General features: G+C 62.2%; 12 protein-coding genes. 5 read left to right on the forward strand and 7 right to left on the reverse strand.

All coding sequences use genetic code 11. The features are described 5' to 3' along the window. Window positions 1-333: 333 nt before the first annotated feature. The 3 genes from M5B44_RS05675 to M5B44_RS05685 all read right to left on the reverse strand — a co-directional run bounded on the left by M5B44_RS05675 (window position 334) and on the right by M5B44_RS05685 (window position 3,444). Entirely contained in the window at window positions 334-1,617 is a 1,284-nt protein-coding gene (locus tag M5B44_RS05675; RefSeq protein WP_248738513.1) for an NAD(P)/FAD-dependent oxidoreductase, read from the reverse strand. A gap of 173 nt (window positions 1,618-1,790) precedes the next feature. Next, a complete protein-coding gene (locus M5B44_RS05680) occupies window positions 1,791-3,281 on the reverse strand; it encodes an aldehyde dehydrogenase family protein (RefSeq protein WP_248738514.1) in 1,491 nt (496 codons plus the stop codon). A 10-nt stretch (window positions 3,282-3,291) separates the two neighbouring features. Continuing rightward, window positions 3,292-3,444: a hypothetical protein gene (locus M5B44_RS05685; protein WP_170931610.1), complete on the reverse strand. Its 153-nt coding sequence runs from the start codon at window positions 3,442-3,444 to the stop codon at window positions 3,292-3,294. Between M5B44_RS05685 and M5B44_RS05690 the strand changes: the two genes are divergently transcribed. From M5B44_RS05690 to nadE, 3 genes are all read left to right on the forward strand, one after another. Beyond that, entirely contained in the window at window positions 3,443-4,348 is a 906-nt protein-coding gene (locus tag M5B44_RS05690) for a LysR family transcriptional regulator (protein WP_248738515.1), read from the forward strand. The two genes, M5B44_RS05685 and M5B44_RS05690, sit on opposite strands and share 2 nt — an antisense overlap. Before the next feature lie 107 nt (window positions 4,349-4,455). Beyond that, entirely contained in the window at window positions 4,456-5,679 is a 1,224-nt protein-coding gene (gene pncB / locus M5B44_RS05695; RefSeq protein WP_085685119.1) for a nicotinate phosphoribosyltransferase, read from the forward strand. Window positions 5,680-5,683: 4 nt separating this feature from the next. Continuing rightward, the gene (gene nadE, locus M5B44_RS05700; RefSeq protein ID WP_248738516.1) at window positions 5,684-6,511 is read left to right on the forward strand and encodes an ammonia-dependent NAD(+) synthetase; all 828 of its coding nucleotides are present in this window, start codon (window positions 5,684-5,686) and stop codon (window positions 6,509-6,511) included. Between the two features lie 57 nt (window positions 6,512-6,568). On the opposite strand, the gene azu is transcribed toward nadE, so the two are convergent. Then, window positions 6,569-7,015, reverse strand: coding sequence for an azurin (azu, locus tag M5B44_RS05705; protein ID WP_065258792.1), 447 nt, complete (start codon window positions 7,013-7,015; stop codon window positions 6,569-6,571). 339 nt (window positions 7,016-7,354) lie between these two features. Between azu and M5B44_RS05710 the strand changes: the two genes are divergently transcribed. Together M5B44_RS05710 and M5B44_RS05715 are read left to right on the forward strand one after the other, a co-directional pair. Continuing rightward, window positions 7,355-7,942 carry a TIGR00730 family Rossman fold protein gene (locus tag M5B44_RS05710; protein ID WP_085711171.1) on the forward strand — a complete coding sequence of 196 codons (588 nt, stop codon included), beginning with the start codon at window positions 7,355-7,357 and terminating at the stop codon, window positions 7,940-7,942. A gap of 68 nt (window positions 7,943-8,010) precedes the next feature. Continuing rightward, complete coding sequence (locus M5B44_RS05715) at window positions 8,011-8,190, forward strand: hypothetical protein (RefSeq protein WP_085701299.1); 180 nt, start codon at window positions 8,011-8,013, stop codon at window positions 8,188-8,190. A gap of 69 nt (window positions 8,191-8,259) precedes the next feature. Here M5B44_RS05715 and M5B44_RS05720 read toward each other — a convergent pair whose 3' ends face one another. The 3 genes from M5B44_RS05720 to M5B44_RS05730 form a co-directional block, all read right to left on the reverse strand. Next, on the reverse strand, window positions 8,260-9,153 hold the full coding sequence (locus M5B44_RS05720) for a transglutaminase family protein (protein WP_248738517.1): 894 nt from the start codon (window positions 9,151-9,153) through the stop codon (window positions 8,260-8,262). Next, the gene (locus M5B44_RS05725; protein WP_248738518.1) at window positions 9,153-11,639 is read right to left on the reverse strand and encodes a circularly permuted type 2 ATP-grasp protein; all 2,487 of its coding nucleotides are present in this window, start codon (window positions 11,637-11,639) and stop codon (window positions 9,153-9,155) included. Before M5B44_RS05725 ends, M5B44_RS05720 begins: the two co-directional genes overlap by 1 nt. An 88-nt stretch (window positions 11,640-11,727) precedes the next feature. Beyond that, window positions 11,728-15,000, reverse strand: a complete 3,273-nt coding sequence (locus tag M5B44_RS05730; RefSeq protein ID WP_248738519.1) for a DUF2126 domain-containing protein — start codon at window positions 14,998-15,000, stop codon at window positions 11,728-11,730. Between the last annotated feature and the right edge of the window lie 90 nt (window positions 15,001-15,090).

The following is a 15,090-nucleotide window of genomic DNA, read 5'->3' on the forward strand; positions in this document are numbered from 1 at the left end:
CACTGCGACTTCACTGGAATGCTCAGAGCAAGGGCCGTGCCATCGGTTTTTTATTCTTCAAAAAGTCGCTGCTTTCTTGTTATTTCGACTGTTTCGTTCCCATTTTCATTGGGCGTGCAACCGTCTAAACCGCGGAAGGTGAAACCATTTGTTTTTTCAGGCGCAACCCGCACGCGCCATCATTGCAACCGCGGCGCCAAACGACGTGCAACCAGCCTGTAACAGCCCGCGTCACCGAACTGCACACTGCTGGTGCGGGACTGCTACAACCCGCACCATTACAGGCTAGTCGCTACGCGCAAAAGCGCCGCGTTACGCAACAATTTTCAACATTCAAATAACGATGCGCAGGCACTGGCCCGCGTGATACAGCGAGAACCCGGCTTCGTACAGGCAACTGCGCAAGCCCACGCCCGCCAGGGGCTGCATCGGTGCAAAGGGAATCGGCAACGCCTGAGGATTTCCGTTACACAGGTAGTCGGCGAAGGCTTTGCCGACCACGGTGCCGGTGGTCACGCCACGACCGTTGTAACCGGTGACGGCCACCAGTCCCGGCGCCGGCTCGAACAGGCGCATCAAGTGATCGGGGGTGAACGCGATGCGCCCGGTCCAGGTGCATTCCCATTCGACGGGCTTGAGGTTGGGGAAGTAATGCTGCTGCACCCGGTCGGCCCAGGCCTTGAGGAACCAGGTCGGTTTCTGATTACCGTTGCCGAGGCTGCCCAGCAAGAGTCGCCCGTCCTTGTCGCGGCGGATGCTGCTCAGCACCTGGCGGGTATCCCACGAGCCCTGCCCGCCCGGGAGGATTTCCTGGGCTGCGTCTTCGGTGAGCGGCACCGAAGCGACCTGATAGTAGTAACCGGGGAAGAAGTTGCGCTTGAGTTCGGTCCAGTCGCCTTCGGTGTAGGCGTTGGAGGCGATCACCACTTGCTCGGCAAGCACCGAACCCTGCCCGGTCTGCACCGACCATTGCTGGCCCTGACGTTCAAGGCGCGTGACCGGTGAATGATCGAACATCTGCCCGCCGAGCCCAGACACGGCTTTCGCCAGCCCTGTGACATACGCCATCGGATTGAGCGTGCCGGCACGTCGGTCGAGCAGCGCGGCGGCAATCTTTTGCGTACCGGTCGCCTGTTCACAGGCCTTGCCGGTCAGCAGTTCGACCGGCGCACCGCGGCGCTTCCATTGTTCTTCGCGACTGCGCAGATCCGCCTCGCCCTTGGCGTTGTGCGCCATGTGCAGGGTGCCTTCGCGACGCAACTGGCAATCGATGTTGTATTTATCCACAAGGCTGAACACCAGCGCCGGCGCCGCACCGAGCATGCGGTTGAGCTGGCTGCCGACCGCTTCACCGAAGCCTGCCTCGATCTCGTCCGGCGGGATCCACATCCCGGCGTTGACCAGTCCGACATTGCGCCCGGAGCCACCCTGCCCGGCGCGATGGGCTTCAAGCACGCAGACGCTTTTGCCTTTCTCCAACAGATGCAGCGCCGCCGACAACCCGGTAAACCCGGCGCCGATCACGCAGACATCGACTTTGACCTCGCCCCTGAGCGCCGTGTTATCCGGTCGTTGCGGCGTGAGTTTTTCCCACAGACATTCTTCGCGTAACGGCATTGCCAGACTCCAACAGAAACCTAACAAACACACAGTTCAACAATGTGGGAGCGAGCCTGCTCCGGACGACGCGCCGACGAAAGCGGCGTTTCAGCCAACATTAATGTCGACTGAACCACCGCTTTCGCAGGCAAACACGCTCCCACAAGGGGATCTCCACTTGACCGAAGGGATCAGTCGAACGTAATGCCCTGCGCCAGCGGCAACTCCAGCGAGTAGTTCACGGTGTTGGTCTGGCGGCGCATGTACGCGCGCCACGCATCAGAACCCGACTCACGACCGCCACCCGTTTCTTTCTCGCCACCGAACGCACCGCCGATTTCCGCGCCACTCGGACCGATGTTGACGTTGGCGATACCGCAGTCGCTGCCGACTGCCGACATGAATTTCTCGGCCTCGCGCACATCGGTGGTGAAGATGCACGACGACAGGCCTTGCGGCACGGCGTTGTTCAAGCGCAGCGCCTCATCGAAATCGTTGTAGCCGACCACGTACAGGATCGGTGCGAAGGTTTCGCTGCACACCACGTCGCTCTGCTCCGGCATTTCAACGATGGCCGGCGACACGTAGTAGGCGTTGGGGAACTGGTCTTCCAGTTGGCGCTTGCCGCCGAACACCCGGCCGCCCTCGCTCAGCGCCTGCTCCAGCGCATCCTGCATATTTTCAAAGCTGTGCTTGTCGATCAGCGGGCCGATCAGGTTGCCTTCCAGCGGGTGACCGATGCGGACTTTGGAGTAAGCGGCTTTGAGGCGGGTGACGATTTCTTCTTTCACCGATTCATGGGCGATCAAGCGACGCAGCGTGGTACAACGCTGACCGGCAGTGCCGACGGCGCTGAACAGAATGGCGCGCACGGCCATGTCCAGATCGGCGCTCGGGCCGAGGATCATTGCGTTGTTGCCGCCCAGTTCAAGGATGCTGCGAGCGAAGCGTGCGGCGACTTTCGGCGCCACTTCGCGGCCCATGCGGGTGCTGCCGGTAGCGCTGATCAGTGCGACACGCGGATCATCCACCAGCGCTTCGCCAGCATCGCGGCCACCGATGATCACCTGGCTCAGATGCGCCGGGGCATCGCTGAAATTCTTCAGTACGCGCTCGAACAGCGCCTGACAGGCCAGTGCGGTCAGCGGAGTCTTTTCCGACGGTTTCCACACCACCGGGTTGCCGCAGACCAGCGCCAGCGTGGTGTTCCACGCCCACACCGCGACCGGGAAGTTGAACGCACTGATCACGCCGACCACGCCCAGCGGGTGCCAGGTTTCACGCATGTGGTGGCCCGGGCGCTCGGAGGCGATGGTCAGGCCGTACAGCTGACGGGACAGGCCGACGGCGAAGTCGCAGATGTCGATCATCTCCTGCACTTCACCGAGGCCTTCCTGGGTGATCTTGCCGGCTTCCCACGACACCAGCTCGCCGAGGTCGGTCTTGTATTCCCGCAGGACTTCGCCGAACTGACGCACCAGTTCGCCGCGACGGGGGGCCGGCACCTTGCGCCATTGTTCGAACGCATGATCTGCGCGACTGATGTGCTGCTCGACTTCGGCCGGGCCTTCCCAGTTCACGGCGCCGATGCGGCTGCCGTCGATGGGCGAATGCACCGGCACTTTGCCGTTCTGGTACAGGGCCGGGTTCACACCAAGACGATCAAGCAATGCGGCAACCATGGGTCACTCCTCAAGCAAAAAACTGAATGTGTGCGGTCGCGTTTTCACGACCGGGCAGGCCTTTAGTTGTAGCTTCAGGAAGGCCATGCAACAAACGACCTTTACGCGAGATATCATTCCGTTTATTCATGCTGCGCAGAAAGACAAGAAAAGGATCGCCCATGCTGAACAAACGCCACTTGCCGTCGATCACCGCGCTGCAGTGCTTCGAGGCCGTGACCCGGCACCTGAGTTTCACCCGGGCCGCCGAGGAACTGAACCTGACTCAGAGCGCCGTCAGCAAGCAGGTGGCGCAGCTCGAAGAATTGCTGCAGCACTTGTTGTTCCGTCGGGTACGCCGCCGTTTGCAGATGACCCCGGCCGGCGATCTGTACCTGGTGGAAGTCAGAAAAATCCTGACCCAGGTCGAGATGTCGACCCATTACCTGCGTTCCTACGGCGGCGAGACTGAAGTCCTGCGAGTCTCCACGCCCTCGACCTTCGGCGCGCGCTGGCTGGTGCCGCGCCTCAAGGGCTGGCGCCTGCGTCATCCGTCGATTCATCTGGACCTGTGCAACGAACAGGAAGCCGATGACTTGCTGCAAGGGCGCAGCGACCTGGCGTTCTATTTCGGCCAGGGTTCACGCCCCGGCACCGAATGCCTGAAGTTGTTCGGCGAAGAGCTGGTGCCGGTCTGCGCACCGAGCAGTCTGCCGGACACTCCGTTGACTGATCCAACGCAACTCGCCGATCTGGTGCTGCTGCAGAATGCTTCGCGCCCGCAAGCGTGGCACGACTGGTTCGACAGCCAGGGCCATCAGACCGAGCACAGCTACCACGGCCCGCGTTTCGAAACCTTTTATATGTGCATACGCGCGGCGCAGGTCGGCTGCGGCGTAGCGCTGCTGCCGAGGTTTCTGGTGGAAGAGGAATTGGCCGACGGCAAACTGGTCATTCCCTGGCAGCATGCAATGCCCAGCACTGATGCGTATTACCTGGCTTACCCGGAACATGCGGCGGAAGTGCCCAAGGTGCGGGATTTCGTGAAGTGGATGCTGGAGCAGATCGACAGTCCTGACGCGGTCTGAGGGGCGGCGCCGGGATAAAAATCGCTGGCAATCCACACCCCGGATATGCGCCACTAGCGCCATTGATTGATACCGCGCCAACGCGCGGCCCGCCTGGAGACCCCGTTATGAGCGAGAGTGTGTTTGCCGATCGCATCGTGCAGAACCTGCTCGACACCGACTTCTACAAACTGACGATGATGCAGGCGGTGCTGCACAACTACCCCAACGTCGAAGTCGAATGGGAGTTCCGTTGCCGTAACAGTGAAGATCTGCGCCCGTATCTGGCGGAGATCCGCTTCCAGGTCGAGCGTCTGGCCGAGTTGAGCCTGAGCGCCGATCAGTTGAGTTTCCTCGAGCGCATCAGCTTCCTCAAACCTGACTTTCTGCGATTCCTCGGTCTGTTCCGCTTCAACCTGCGTTATCTGCACACCGGCATCGAGAACGGCGAGCTGTTCATCCGCCTGCGCGGGCCGTGGCTGCATGTGATTCTGTTCGAAGTGCCGCTGCTGGCGATCGTCAGCGAAGTGCGCAACCGCTATCGCTACCGCGAAACCGTGCTGGAACAGGCCCGCGAGCAGCTGTACCGCAAGTTCGACTGGCTGACCGCCAACGCCTCGGCCGAAGAGTTGTCGCAGTTGCAGGTCGCCGATTTCGGCACGCGCCGCAGGTTTTCCTACCGCGTGCAGGAAGAAGTGGTGAACGTGCTCAAGCACGACTTCCCCGGACGTTTCGTCGGCACCAGCAACGTGCACCTGTCCCGCGAGCTGGATATGAAACCCCTGGGTACCATGGCTCACGAATGGATCATGGCGCACCAGCAACTCGGCCCGCGACTGATCGACAGCCAGATTGCCGCCCTCGATTGCTGGGTCCGCGAGTACCGCGGCCTGCTGGGGATCGCCCTGACCGACTGCATCACCACCGACGCGTTCCTCGGCGATTTCGATCTGTTCTTCGCCAAGCTGTTCGACGGTCTGCGCCATGATTCCGGAGATCCCGTGCAGTGGGGCGAAAAATGCATCGCTCACTATCACAAGCTCGGTATCGACCCGATGAGCAAGACCCTGGTGTTCTCCGACAGCCTGACGCTGCCCAAGTCGCTGGAGATCTTCCGGGCGCTGCGGGGCCGGATCAATGTCAGCTTCGGTATCGGCACCAACCTCACCTGTGACATTCCGGGTGTCGAACCGATGAGCATCGTGCTTAAAATGACCGCCTGCAACGGCCAACCGGTGGCGAAGATCTCCGACGAGCCGGGCAAGACCCACTGCAAAGACCCGAATTTCGTCGCCTATTTGCGACACGTTTTCCAGGTTCCTGCCGTTTCCAGCCTTTCTAGCAAGGAGTGAATTCATGCAAGCCGTACAGCGTGAGATTGCTGAACAGCTCAACGTTCAGCCGCCGTTCGCCGATTACCTGGCCCTCGAAGCGGAAGTCGCCCGACGCATCACCTTCATCCAGGACTGCCTGACCAGTTCCGGGCTCAAGACCCTGGTGCTGGGTATCAGCGGCGGTGTCGACTCGCTGACCGCAGGCCTGCTGGCCCAGCGCGCCATGCGTGAACTGCGCGAGCGCACCGGTGACGAGGCCTACAAGTTCATCGCCGTGCGCCTGCCGTACGACGTGCAGTTCGACGAACACGACGCCCAGGCCTCGGTGGATTTCATCGCCCCGGACGAGCGCCACACCGTCAACATCGGCCCGGCGGTGAAATCCCTGGCCAGCGAAGTCGCAGCCTTCGAAGGCAAGCACGCGGTGTCGGTGGATTTCGTGCTCGGCAACACCAAGGCGCGGATGCGCATGGTCGCCCAGTACACCATCGCCGGCGCGGCTCATGGCCTGGTGATCGGCACCGACCACGCGGCGGAAGCGGTGATGGGTTTCTTCACCAAGTTCGGTGACGGCGCCTGCGATCTGGCACCACTGAGCGGTCTGGTGAAAAACCAGGTCCGGGCCATCGCCCGCAGCTTCGGCGCACCGGAATCGCTGGTGGAAAAAGTGCCGACGGCGGATCTGGAAGATCTGTCGCCGGGCAAGCCGGATGAAGCGTCCCACGGCGTGACCTACGCCGAGATCGACGCTTTCCTGCACGGCGAGCCAGTGCGTCAGGAAGCGTTCGACATCATCGTCAACACCTACAAAAAGACCCATCACAAGCGGGTCATGCCGTTTGCGCCTTGAATCCAGGGCATAAAAAAAGCGTCCCTCGGGACGCTTTTTTTTTGGACTGCGGTTTTCTTACTTCACAACCACTGTGCCTTTCATCATCGAGATGTGGCCAGGGAACGAGCAGAAGAAGCCGTAATCGGTGCCGGCAGCCAGTTTCGATACATCGATGGTCAGCGAGTCTTTTTCGCCGGCGCCGATGATCTTGGTGTGGGCGATAACGCGCTCGTCACCGTCCTTCAGGTAGTTTTTGTCGATGCCGGCGGCCAGGCCGTCGGTGGCGATCGGCTGCATGTCAGCGGTCTTGCTGACCACCAGGTTGTGGCCCATGACGTTCTTCGGCAGGCTGCCGGAGTGGGTCAGTTCGACGGTAAAGGTCTTGCAGCTCTTGTCGATCACGATCTCCTTGGTGTTGAAGGACATCTGGTCGGTGGAGTCGACGGTGGTTTTGCACTCGGCAGCCATCAATTGGCTGCTGGCCAGCGCCAGCAGGGATACCGCAACAACTTTGGAAAACATGGTGAATCTCCAAGGCAGGGTTAACAAAAACACGAATGGTGGAAAGACTGCCTGAAATCTTCGCAAGTTCCTATGACTTGAGTCAAAAATTGTATACAACTTTCAGGCTATGACACTCATCGAAACAATCTAACAGCCAGACGTTTGGCCGGGACGTATCTTCAGGGCTCAACTCAACTGGAGCATCAGTCATGTTCTTCAACAGCCTGTTGTGCAGTCTGCTCGCCGCCTACGCCTGTGGCGCCAGCGGCACCTGTGAAACCCCGAAACGCGAAGTCTAGCCCTTGGATCGAGGCGTGCCAGCCATTACCCTGTGACGGATTGACCCAGGAGGAAGGCATGTCTCTCACATCCGTTTGTGTATTTTGCGGTGCCAACGCCGGCACCACCCCGGCGTACACCGAAGCCGCCATCGCCCTCGGCACCGCCATTGCCGAGCGCAAGCTGAAGCTGGTCTACGGCGGTGGCGCCGTGGGTTTGATGGGGATTGTCGCGGACGCCGCACTGGCCGCCGGCGGCGAAGTGATCGGCATCATTCCGCAGAGCCTGATGGACAAGGAAATCGGTCACAAAAGCCTGACCCGCCTGGAAGTGGTCGACGGCATGCACGCCCGCAAGGCACGCATGGCCGAACTCAGCGATGCGTTCATCGCCCTGCCCGGCGGCCTCGGCACCCTGGAAGAACTGTTCGAAGTCTGGACCTGGGGCCAGCTCGGTTATCACGGCAAGCCGCTGGGCCTGCTGGAAGTGAACGGTTTCTACAGCAAACTCACGGCATTTCTCGATCACATCGTCGGCGAAGGCTTCGTTCGCGCACCGCACCGTGACATGCTGCAAGTGAGTGAATCGCCGCAATCGCTGCTCGATGCCCTCGACCAATGGCAGCCGACCGTCACGCCAAAGTGGGTCGACCAGAAACCCGGTTAACCCACGGGCACCGATACAGGGCAGAATACGCGCCGCTCAACCTCACCTTCGACCCCAGAGGATCGCCCATGGCCAAACCCAATTACTCCTTCGCCAAGCGTCAACGTGACCTGGCCAAGGAACAGAAGAAAGAGGAAAAGCTTCAGCGCAAGAAACAGATGGCTGAAGAAGCGGCACTGAACCCTGACGGTGAAGTGGCGACCGATGATGATGTTGAAGCACCGAAAGACCAGGCACCCGAGGCCTGAGCAATACCGCAGGACCACTGAACGCAAAACCGGCAGGACCGGATTTCTCCGCTCCTGCCGTGTTCTTCGTCACTCATTCAGTGGCATCACCGTGACCCGGACCTCGGGATCATGGTTCCCCCCTCCCAGAATCACCCCGCGCAACGGCGACACATCAGAGAAATCCCGGCCCCAGGCCAGGGTGATGTGCTCCAGTGCCGGTTGCACATTGTTGGTCGGATCGAAATCCACCCAGCCAAGCACCGGACAAAACACTGAAACCCAGGCATGGGACGCATCGGCGCCGATCAATCGCGGTTGCCCCGGTGGCGGCCGTGTCAGCAAATAGCCGCTGATGTAGCGCGCCGCTAATCCCCGGGAACGCACGCAGGCCAGCATCAGATGGGCGAAGTCCTGACACACCCCGCGCCGCCGCTCCAGCACCTCGACCAGCGGCGTCGCGACCTGCGTCGCCTCGGCATCGAAGGTGAATTCGTCGAAGATCTTTTCCATCAACGCCTGCACGCCCAGCAGCAGCGGCCGCCCGGGTGGAAAACAGCTTTCGGAGAACTCGACGAAGCTGCGCTTCAAGTGAACGTAGGGTGACTGAAACCGGTAACGACACGCCTCCAGAAGCTCAGCGGACAACGGCTGACTGCTGTAGGTCAGCGCATTTCGCGTCAGCTCCCAGGCCGGGGACAGATTGAAATCCAGCGCCGGCCGCGCCAGCACCTCGACCGTCAGACGTGCGTTGACCTGCAATTCATCATGAGGCCGTTCGAACGCCAGGCGCGTCAGCGGATTGCCGAACACGTCCTGCTCGTCACGACGCGTGGTCGGTTCCGGACTGATCAACAATTGCCGTTCGGTGCAGCGCTGCCAGGCGCACTCACGGGGCCACAGGTGCGCCAGCTGCTGTGCCAGCGAGACCGGGCTGTCGTAGTGATAGCAGGTGTCGTGAAGGATCTGGTAATGGGCATTCATCAGACGGACACCGTGCGCTGGCTGACATCATCGACATGGGCGAAATGGCGCAGGGCCAGACGATCGGAGACCTGGCCGCTGGCGTCGGCGATGTCTTGCAGCAGATCCGCCAGCCCGTCGAGCGCGGCACGCACGCTGGATTCGCCGAACAATGGGTTTTCCAGGCACCCCAGATCGAAGCGCGCCAGACGCTCGACCAGTTGCGGCAACCCGGCCTCCCTCGGCACACCGAAATCATCGTTCAGACGCTTTAGGGTGCGCGTCACCAGTTTCAACTGGAACAACACCGCATGGGGGTTCTGCTCGTCCAGCAGCAACAGGTCGAGCACCGGGATCAACTGCGCCACCGCCAGATAACGCGAGCGATAGGTGATACTGCTGTTGCCCAGCTCAAGCAACCATTCCAGCCCGGCCTGATCGAACGCCCCGGCGCCACGCAGGAAACCGGCGAGACTGCTGCTGAGAAACTGCAGGCGTTCGATGCGCCGGCCGATCATCAGGAAGCGCCAGCCTTCGTCGCGGGTCATGTCGTCGAGCGCAAACCCGGACAGCGCCGCCAGCGACATCACCAACCGGTTGAGAAAATCCAGCAGCTCGCCGAAATCCGGCTCGTCGGTGTCCAGCTCCGTCGCCTCGCGCTGCAACTCCACCAGCGCCTGCCAGTTCTCCCGCGAGAGCTTTCCGCGCACCTGCGACGCCGCCCACTGCAAGCGTTGCAGGTTGGAACGCAAGCTGAACGACCAGTCCTCGCCGAGCAACGCTGCGAGCAAGCGCTCTGGCAGATCGCCTTCGTCCGGCAGCAGCATCAGCCGCTCGCCGAGCGCCACGGCAGCCTGCAGGGCCTGCGGGTCATCACCGTCGACGTAGCGCGCCAGCATGATACGCAACAGCCGCGCGCTGTCGTCGCAGCGCTCGCAGTAACGGCCGAACCAGAACAGGTTTTCCACCACCCGCGACGGCAGGTACGGATCGCGGCGCACCAGATCGTGTACGCCGATATTGCGCTGGGTCTTCCATTGTTCGCCGCTTGGCGGTCGGTCGCCCAGCACCCAGGTGTCCTTGCTCGCACCACCGCGCTGCATCGATACCACTTCGGCATCGGCCTCGGCCGCCACCCGGGTCAGGCCGCCGGGCAACACCCGATAACCGTCATGACTGGCCACCGCATACATGCGCATGCCGATGGCTCGCGGCTGTAACTGGCCGTCCTCGGGTTGCCAGATCGGCGCGTGGGACAGTTGCGCGAGTTCTTGCGCCACGTAGGCGTAAGGCCGGGCCTGCATGCGTTCGGCGAGGCTCTGGCGCTGTTTTTCACTCAGATCACGCCCGAAAACGGGGGCGAAGCTCTGCGACGGAAAGGCCGGTTTGATCAGCAACTCCGGCAGTTTCTCCAACGCCTGGGCCAGCACCGGCGCCTCGCCGCACCACCAGGTGGCGATGGAAGGCAGGATCAGTTCTTCACCGAACAGGTATTGATTGATCTTCGGCAAAAAGCCCAGCAGCCCCGGCGACTCGAGCACGCCGCTGCCCAGCGCATTGGCCACCAGCACCCGGCCCTGACGCACGGCCTCCAGCAATCCGGGAACGCCCAGCGCCGAATCCGTGCGCAGCTCCAGCGGATCGCAGAAGTCATCGTCGAGCCGGCGCATGATCGCGTGGACCCGACGCAGGCCGCTGAGGGTTTTCAGGTAGACCGTGGCATCACGCACCGTCAGGTCACCGCCCTCCACCAGCGGGTAACCGAGCTGGCGAGCGAGATATAGATGTTCGAAATAGCTTTCGTTGAAACGTCCCGGGGTCAGCAACACCACCAGCGGCGCGTCATCGTCGCAGGGGGCCTGACGGGCCAGGGTTTCCTGCAAAGTGCGGAAGAAACCGGCCAGATGCTGCACCTTCAGATCCCGGTACAACTCGGGGAAGGCTCGGGACACGATGGTACGGTTTTCCAGCGCATAGCCGGCACCGGAAGGCGCCTGGGTACGATCCGCCGTCACCCACCAGCGGCCGTCCGGCGTGCGCGCCAGATCCACGGCATACAGATGCAGAAAGGCCCCGTCCGGGGGCGCAATGCCCTGACAGGGCCAGAGAAAGTTGTTGTGACCGAACACCAGCTCCGCCGGCAGCAGCCCTTCGCTGATCAGCCGCTGCGGCCCGTACAGATCCGCCAGCACCGCATTGAGCAACCGCGCACGCTGGGCGATCCCGGCCGACAGTTGTTGCCACTCGTCGGCGGCGATCACATGGGGCAGCAGATCCAGCTCCCACGGACGATCCGCACCCTTGGGGTCGGCATAGACGTTGTAGGTGACACCGTTTTCCTGAATCTGCCGGGTCAGCAGCGCCTGACGCTGCACCAGTTGCGCCGGGGTGCTGCGCTGCAATTGGTCGAACAGTCGCTGCCAGTGCGGACGCACCGCCCCGCCAGCGTCGAGCAGTTCGTGGTAAGTGCCCGCCGTCAGCGGGTAGCGGTCAAGCAGGTCAGGCATGGAAAGCTCGGCAGCCGGCAAGGAACGGTCAGACTAACGCAGGCACATGACGCCCGGATATACGAAAAATCCGGGCGTCGCGTACGACTTAGAAACGTCGTAAATCGAGAGTCATCGGTAGCTCGTCGGAGATTGTCAGGTTCGGTATCGGAAGTTTTCCCGGCGTGTGTCCGATGCGGAAGAAACGCGCCATGCGCCGGCTCTCCGCTTCGTTGGCGTTGACCGGCAATGTCTCGTAATTGCGCCCGCCCGGATGGGCGACGTGGTACTGGCAGCCGCCCAGCGAGCGCTGCATCCAGGTGTCGAGCAAGTCGAACACGAGCGGCGCGTGCACCGGGATCGTCGGTTGCAGACAGTTGGCCGGTTGCCAGGCACGGAAACGCACACCCGCGACAAACTCGCCCACCCGCCCGGTCGGTTGCAGCGGCACCGGGATGCCATTGCAGGTCAGCAGATAACGCTGCGGCGGCAACCCTGTGAGTTTGACCTGCAAACGCTCCAGCGATGAGTCGACGTAGCGCACCGTACCGCCCGCCGTGCCCTCCTCGCCCAGCACATGCCAGGGTTCAAGGGCCTGACGCAGTTCCAGCTCGATGCCGTTGACGGCGTAATCGCCGACCTTGGGAAAGCGAAACTCCAGATGCGCCGCAAACCATTCGGCACGCAGCGGATAACCGGCATTGTTGAGCTGGACGATGACGTCGGCAAAGTCCTGCTCGATGAAATGCGGCAGCAGGAAACGGTCGTGCAACTCGGTGCCCCAGCGCGCCAGTTTCGGCGGCGCATAAGGCTCGCGCCAGAATCGCGCCACCAGCGCCCGCAGCAACAACTGCTGGGCCAGGCTCATGCGCGCATGGGGCGGCATTTCGAACGCTCGCAACTCCAGCAGACCGAGGCGCCCGGTGGCGCCATCCGGTGAATACAGCTTGTCGATGCAGAACTCGGCGCGGTGGGTGTTGCCGGTGACGTCGATCAGCAAATTGCGCAGCAAGCGATCCACCCGCCATGGCGGGCATTCTTCTCCCGGTGCCGGCATTTGCGCGAAGGCGATTTCCAGCTCATACAGCGCATCGTTGCGCGCTTCATCGACGCGCGGAGCCTGAGAAGTCGGGCCGATGAACAGACCGGAAAACAGGTAGGACAGCGAAGGATGGTTGTGCCAGTAGCTGATCAGGCTGCGCAGCAGATCCGGGCGACGCAGGAACGGAGAGTCCGCCGGTGTCGCCCCGCCGAGCACGAAATGGTTGCCGCCACCGGTGCCGGTGTGGCGTCCGTCGATCATGAACTTCTCGGTGGACAGTCGGGTCTGGCGCGCCTCTTCATAAAGAAACTCAGTGCGTTCGACCAACTCGTCCCACGTCGCGGACGGCTGGACATTGACCTCGATCACGCCGGGATCCGGGGTAATGCGGAAGTTGCTCAGACGCGGATCGCTCGGCGGCTCGTAACCTTCCAGCAACACCGGACAGTGCAGTTCCTCGGCGGTGGCTTCGATGGCGGCCACCAGCTCCAGATAATCCTCGACCCGCTCCAGCGGCGGCATAAACAGATACATGCGGCCTTCCCGGGCCTCGGCGCAGAGCGCGGTGCGGGTCAGCCAGTCGGCGGACTCGTCGATCTTTGGCACCCGTTCGTCCGCAGCAGCCGCATCGTGGTGGTTGAGTTGATCGGTGTCGGGCAGTTCGGGGAACTCCTGATTCGGATCGTTCGGATGAATGAACGGATACTCTGCCGCCTTCACCCAGGGCTGAGAACCCAACGGCAGGCGATAACCGAGCGGCGAATCTCCCGGCACCAGCCGGCAGTGCTCGTCCCGCAGATACCAGCGCCCGCTCTGCCACTGATCGCCCTTGGCGGTGCGTGCCAGCGGCAGTACCTGACCGATGACCTTGTCCAACCCCTGACTGAACACCTTGCGCAGCCGCGCACGTTCCAGCGGCTCTTCCAGTCGCGCGTCTTCGGCGCTGACGTTGCTCGGCAACGCGCCCTCGCGCCAGAGGTAGTAGAAATTGTCCTCGTAGGCCGGGAATACGAAACGTGTCGGCAGTTTCAGGCGCTCGGCGACGCTGGCCAGAAAACGTCCGGCCAGTTCACCCGTGGCGCCGTAATCCTGCTGCTCGTCGGCGATCAGCGCGCTGTTGTGCCAGATCGGCACACCGTCGCGGCGCCAGTAACAATTCAGCGACCAGCGTGGCAGTTGCTCGCCCGGATACCACTTACCCTGGCCGAAATGCACCAGCCCTTTTGGCGCGTAGTTCTTGCGCATGCGCTGGAACAGTTCCGCAGAGAGTCGGCGCTTGTCCGGGCCCAGCGCGGCGGTGTTCCATTCGGCGCCGTCGGGGTCGTCGATGGACACGAATGTCGGTTCGCCGCCCATGGTCAGGCGCACGTCACCTTCCAGCAGGTCGGCATCGATCTGCCGGCCAAGGGCCTGGATCGCCAGCCACTGTTCATCGGTGTAGGGCTTGGTCACCCGTGGCGCTTCCCAGATCCGCTCCACCGACATTTCGTGGCTGAACTCGCACTCGCAGGGCTCCACCAGACCACTGATCGGCGCCGCCGAGGACGGATCGGGACTGCAGGCCAACGGAATATGCCCTTCACCGGCGAACAGTCCGGAGGTCGCGTCGAGCCCGATCCAACCGGCACCCGGCAGATAAACCTCGCACCACGCGTGCAGATCGGTGAAGTCCACTTCGGTGCCGGACGGGCCGTCGAGGCTTTTCACATCGGCGGTCAGTTGAATCAGGTAACCGGAGACGAAACGCGCTGCCAGCCCGAGGTTGCGCAGCAGTTGCACCAGCAGCCATGCCGAATCGCGGCAGGAGCCGGAGACTTGTTCAAGCGTGTGCTCCGGGGTCTGTACGCCCGGCTCCATGCGGATCAGGTAATTGATGTCTTCGCTCAGGCGCTGGTTGAGCGCCACCAGAAAATCCACCGCCGGCAGCGGCGTGCGGTCGATGGCGTCCAGATAGGCCTTGAATTTAGGCGTCAGCGGCAGGGTTTCGAGGTACGGCGCCAGCTCCTTGCGTTCATCGGCGGCGTAGGCGAAGGGGATTTTTTCGGCGTAAGGCTCGAGGAAAAAATCGAACGGATTGAACACCGCCATCTCGGCCAGCAGGTCGACCTCGATCCGCAGTTCGGCGGTTTTCTCGGGGAATACCAGTCGGGCGAGGTAGTTGCCCTGGGGGTCCTGCTGCCAGTTGATGAAGTGCTGCTCGGGCGAGACTTTCAGCGAATAAGACAGAATCCGCGTGCGGCTGTGGGCAGCCGGGCGCAGGCGCACGATCTGCGGGCCGAGCTCGACAGCGCGGTCGTAGCGGTAATGCGTGACGTGATGCAATGCGACATGAATCGACACGGCGTGCCTCCTGCGAGCCCAAGCGTATTCGAAAGCGCGCAAGACTTATGCCATGCAGAGACCTCGGCGCTTTCCCGGAATGCTCAGGGC

This window comes from Pseudomonas sp. MWU12-2029, from assembly GCF_023242425.1.
In the GTDB taxonomy this organism is placed as follows: domain Bacteria; phylum Pseudomonadota; class Gammaproteobacteria; order Pseudomonadales; family Pseudomonadaceae; genus Aquipseudomonas; species Aquipseudomonas kribbensis.

What these genes read in the sequence shown, in the direction of transcription:
- pncB (WP_085685119.1), top strand. Translation starts at nt 4,456, where the DNA reads ATGAGCGAGAGTGTGTTTGCCGATCGCATCGTGCAGAACCTGCTCGAC.
- M5B44_RS05720 (WP_248738517.1), bottom strand. Translation starts at nt 9,153, where the DNA reads ATGAATGCCCATTACCAGATCCTTCACGACACCTGCTATCACTACGAC.
- M5B44_RS05710 (WP_085711171.1), top strand. Translation starts at nt 7,355, where the DNA reads ATGTCTCTCACATCCGTTTGTGTATTTTGCGGTGCCAACGCCGGCACC.
- nadE (WP_248738516.1), top strand. Translation starts at nt 5,684, where the DNA reads ATGCAAGCCGTACAGCGTGAGATTGCTGAACAGCTCAACGTTCAGCCG.
- M5B44_RS05690 (WP_248738515.1), top strand. Translation starts at nt 3,443, where the DNA reads ATGCTGAACAAACGCCACTTGCCGTCGATCACCGCGCTGCAGTGCTTC.
- azu (WP_065258792.1), bottom strand. Translation starts at nt 7,015, where the DNA reads ATGTTTTCCAAAGTTGTTGCGGTATCCCTGCTGGCGCTGGCCAGCAGC.
- M5B44_RS05680 (WP_248738514.1), bottom strand. Translation starts at nt 3,281, where the DNA reads ATGGTTGCCGCATTGCTTGATCGTCTTGGTGTGAACCCGGCCCTGTAC.
- M5B44_RS05675 (WP_248738513.1), bottom strand. Translation starts at nt 1,617, where the DNA reads ATGCCGTTACGCGAAGAATGTCTGTGGGAAAAACTCACGCCGCAACGA.
- M5B44_RS05685 (WP_170931610.1), bottom strand. Translation starts at nt 3,444, where the DNA reads ATGGGCGATCCTTTTCTTGTCTTTCTGCGCAGCATGAATAAACGGAAT.
- M5B44_RS05715 (WP_085701299.1), top strand. Translation starts at nt 8,011, where the DNA reads ATGGCCAAACCCAATTACTCCTTCGCCAAGCGTCAACGTGACCTGGCC.
- M5B44_RS05725 (WP_248738518.1), bottom strand. Translation starts at nt 11,639, where the DNA reads ATGCCTGACCTGCTTGACCGCTACCCGCTGACGGCGGGCACTTACCAC.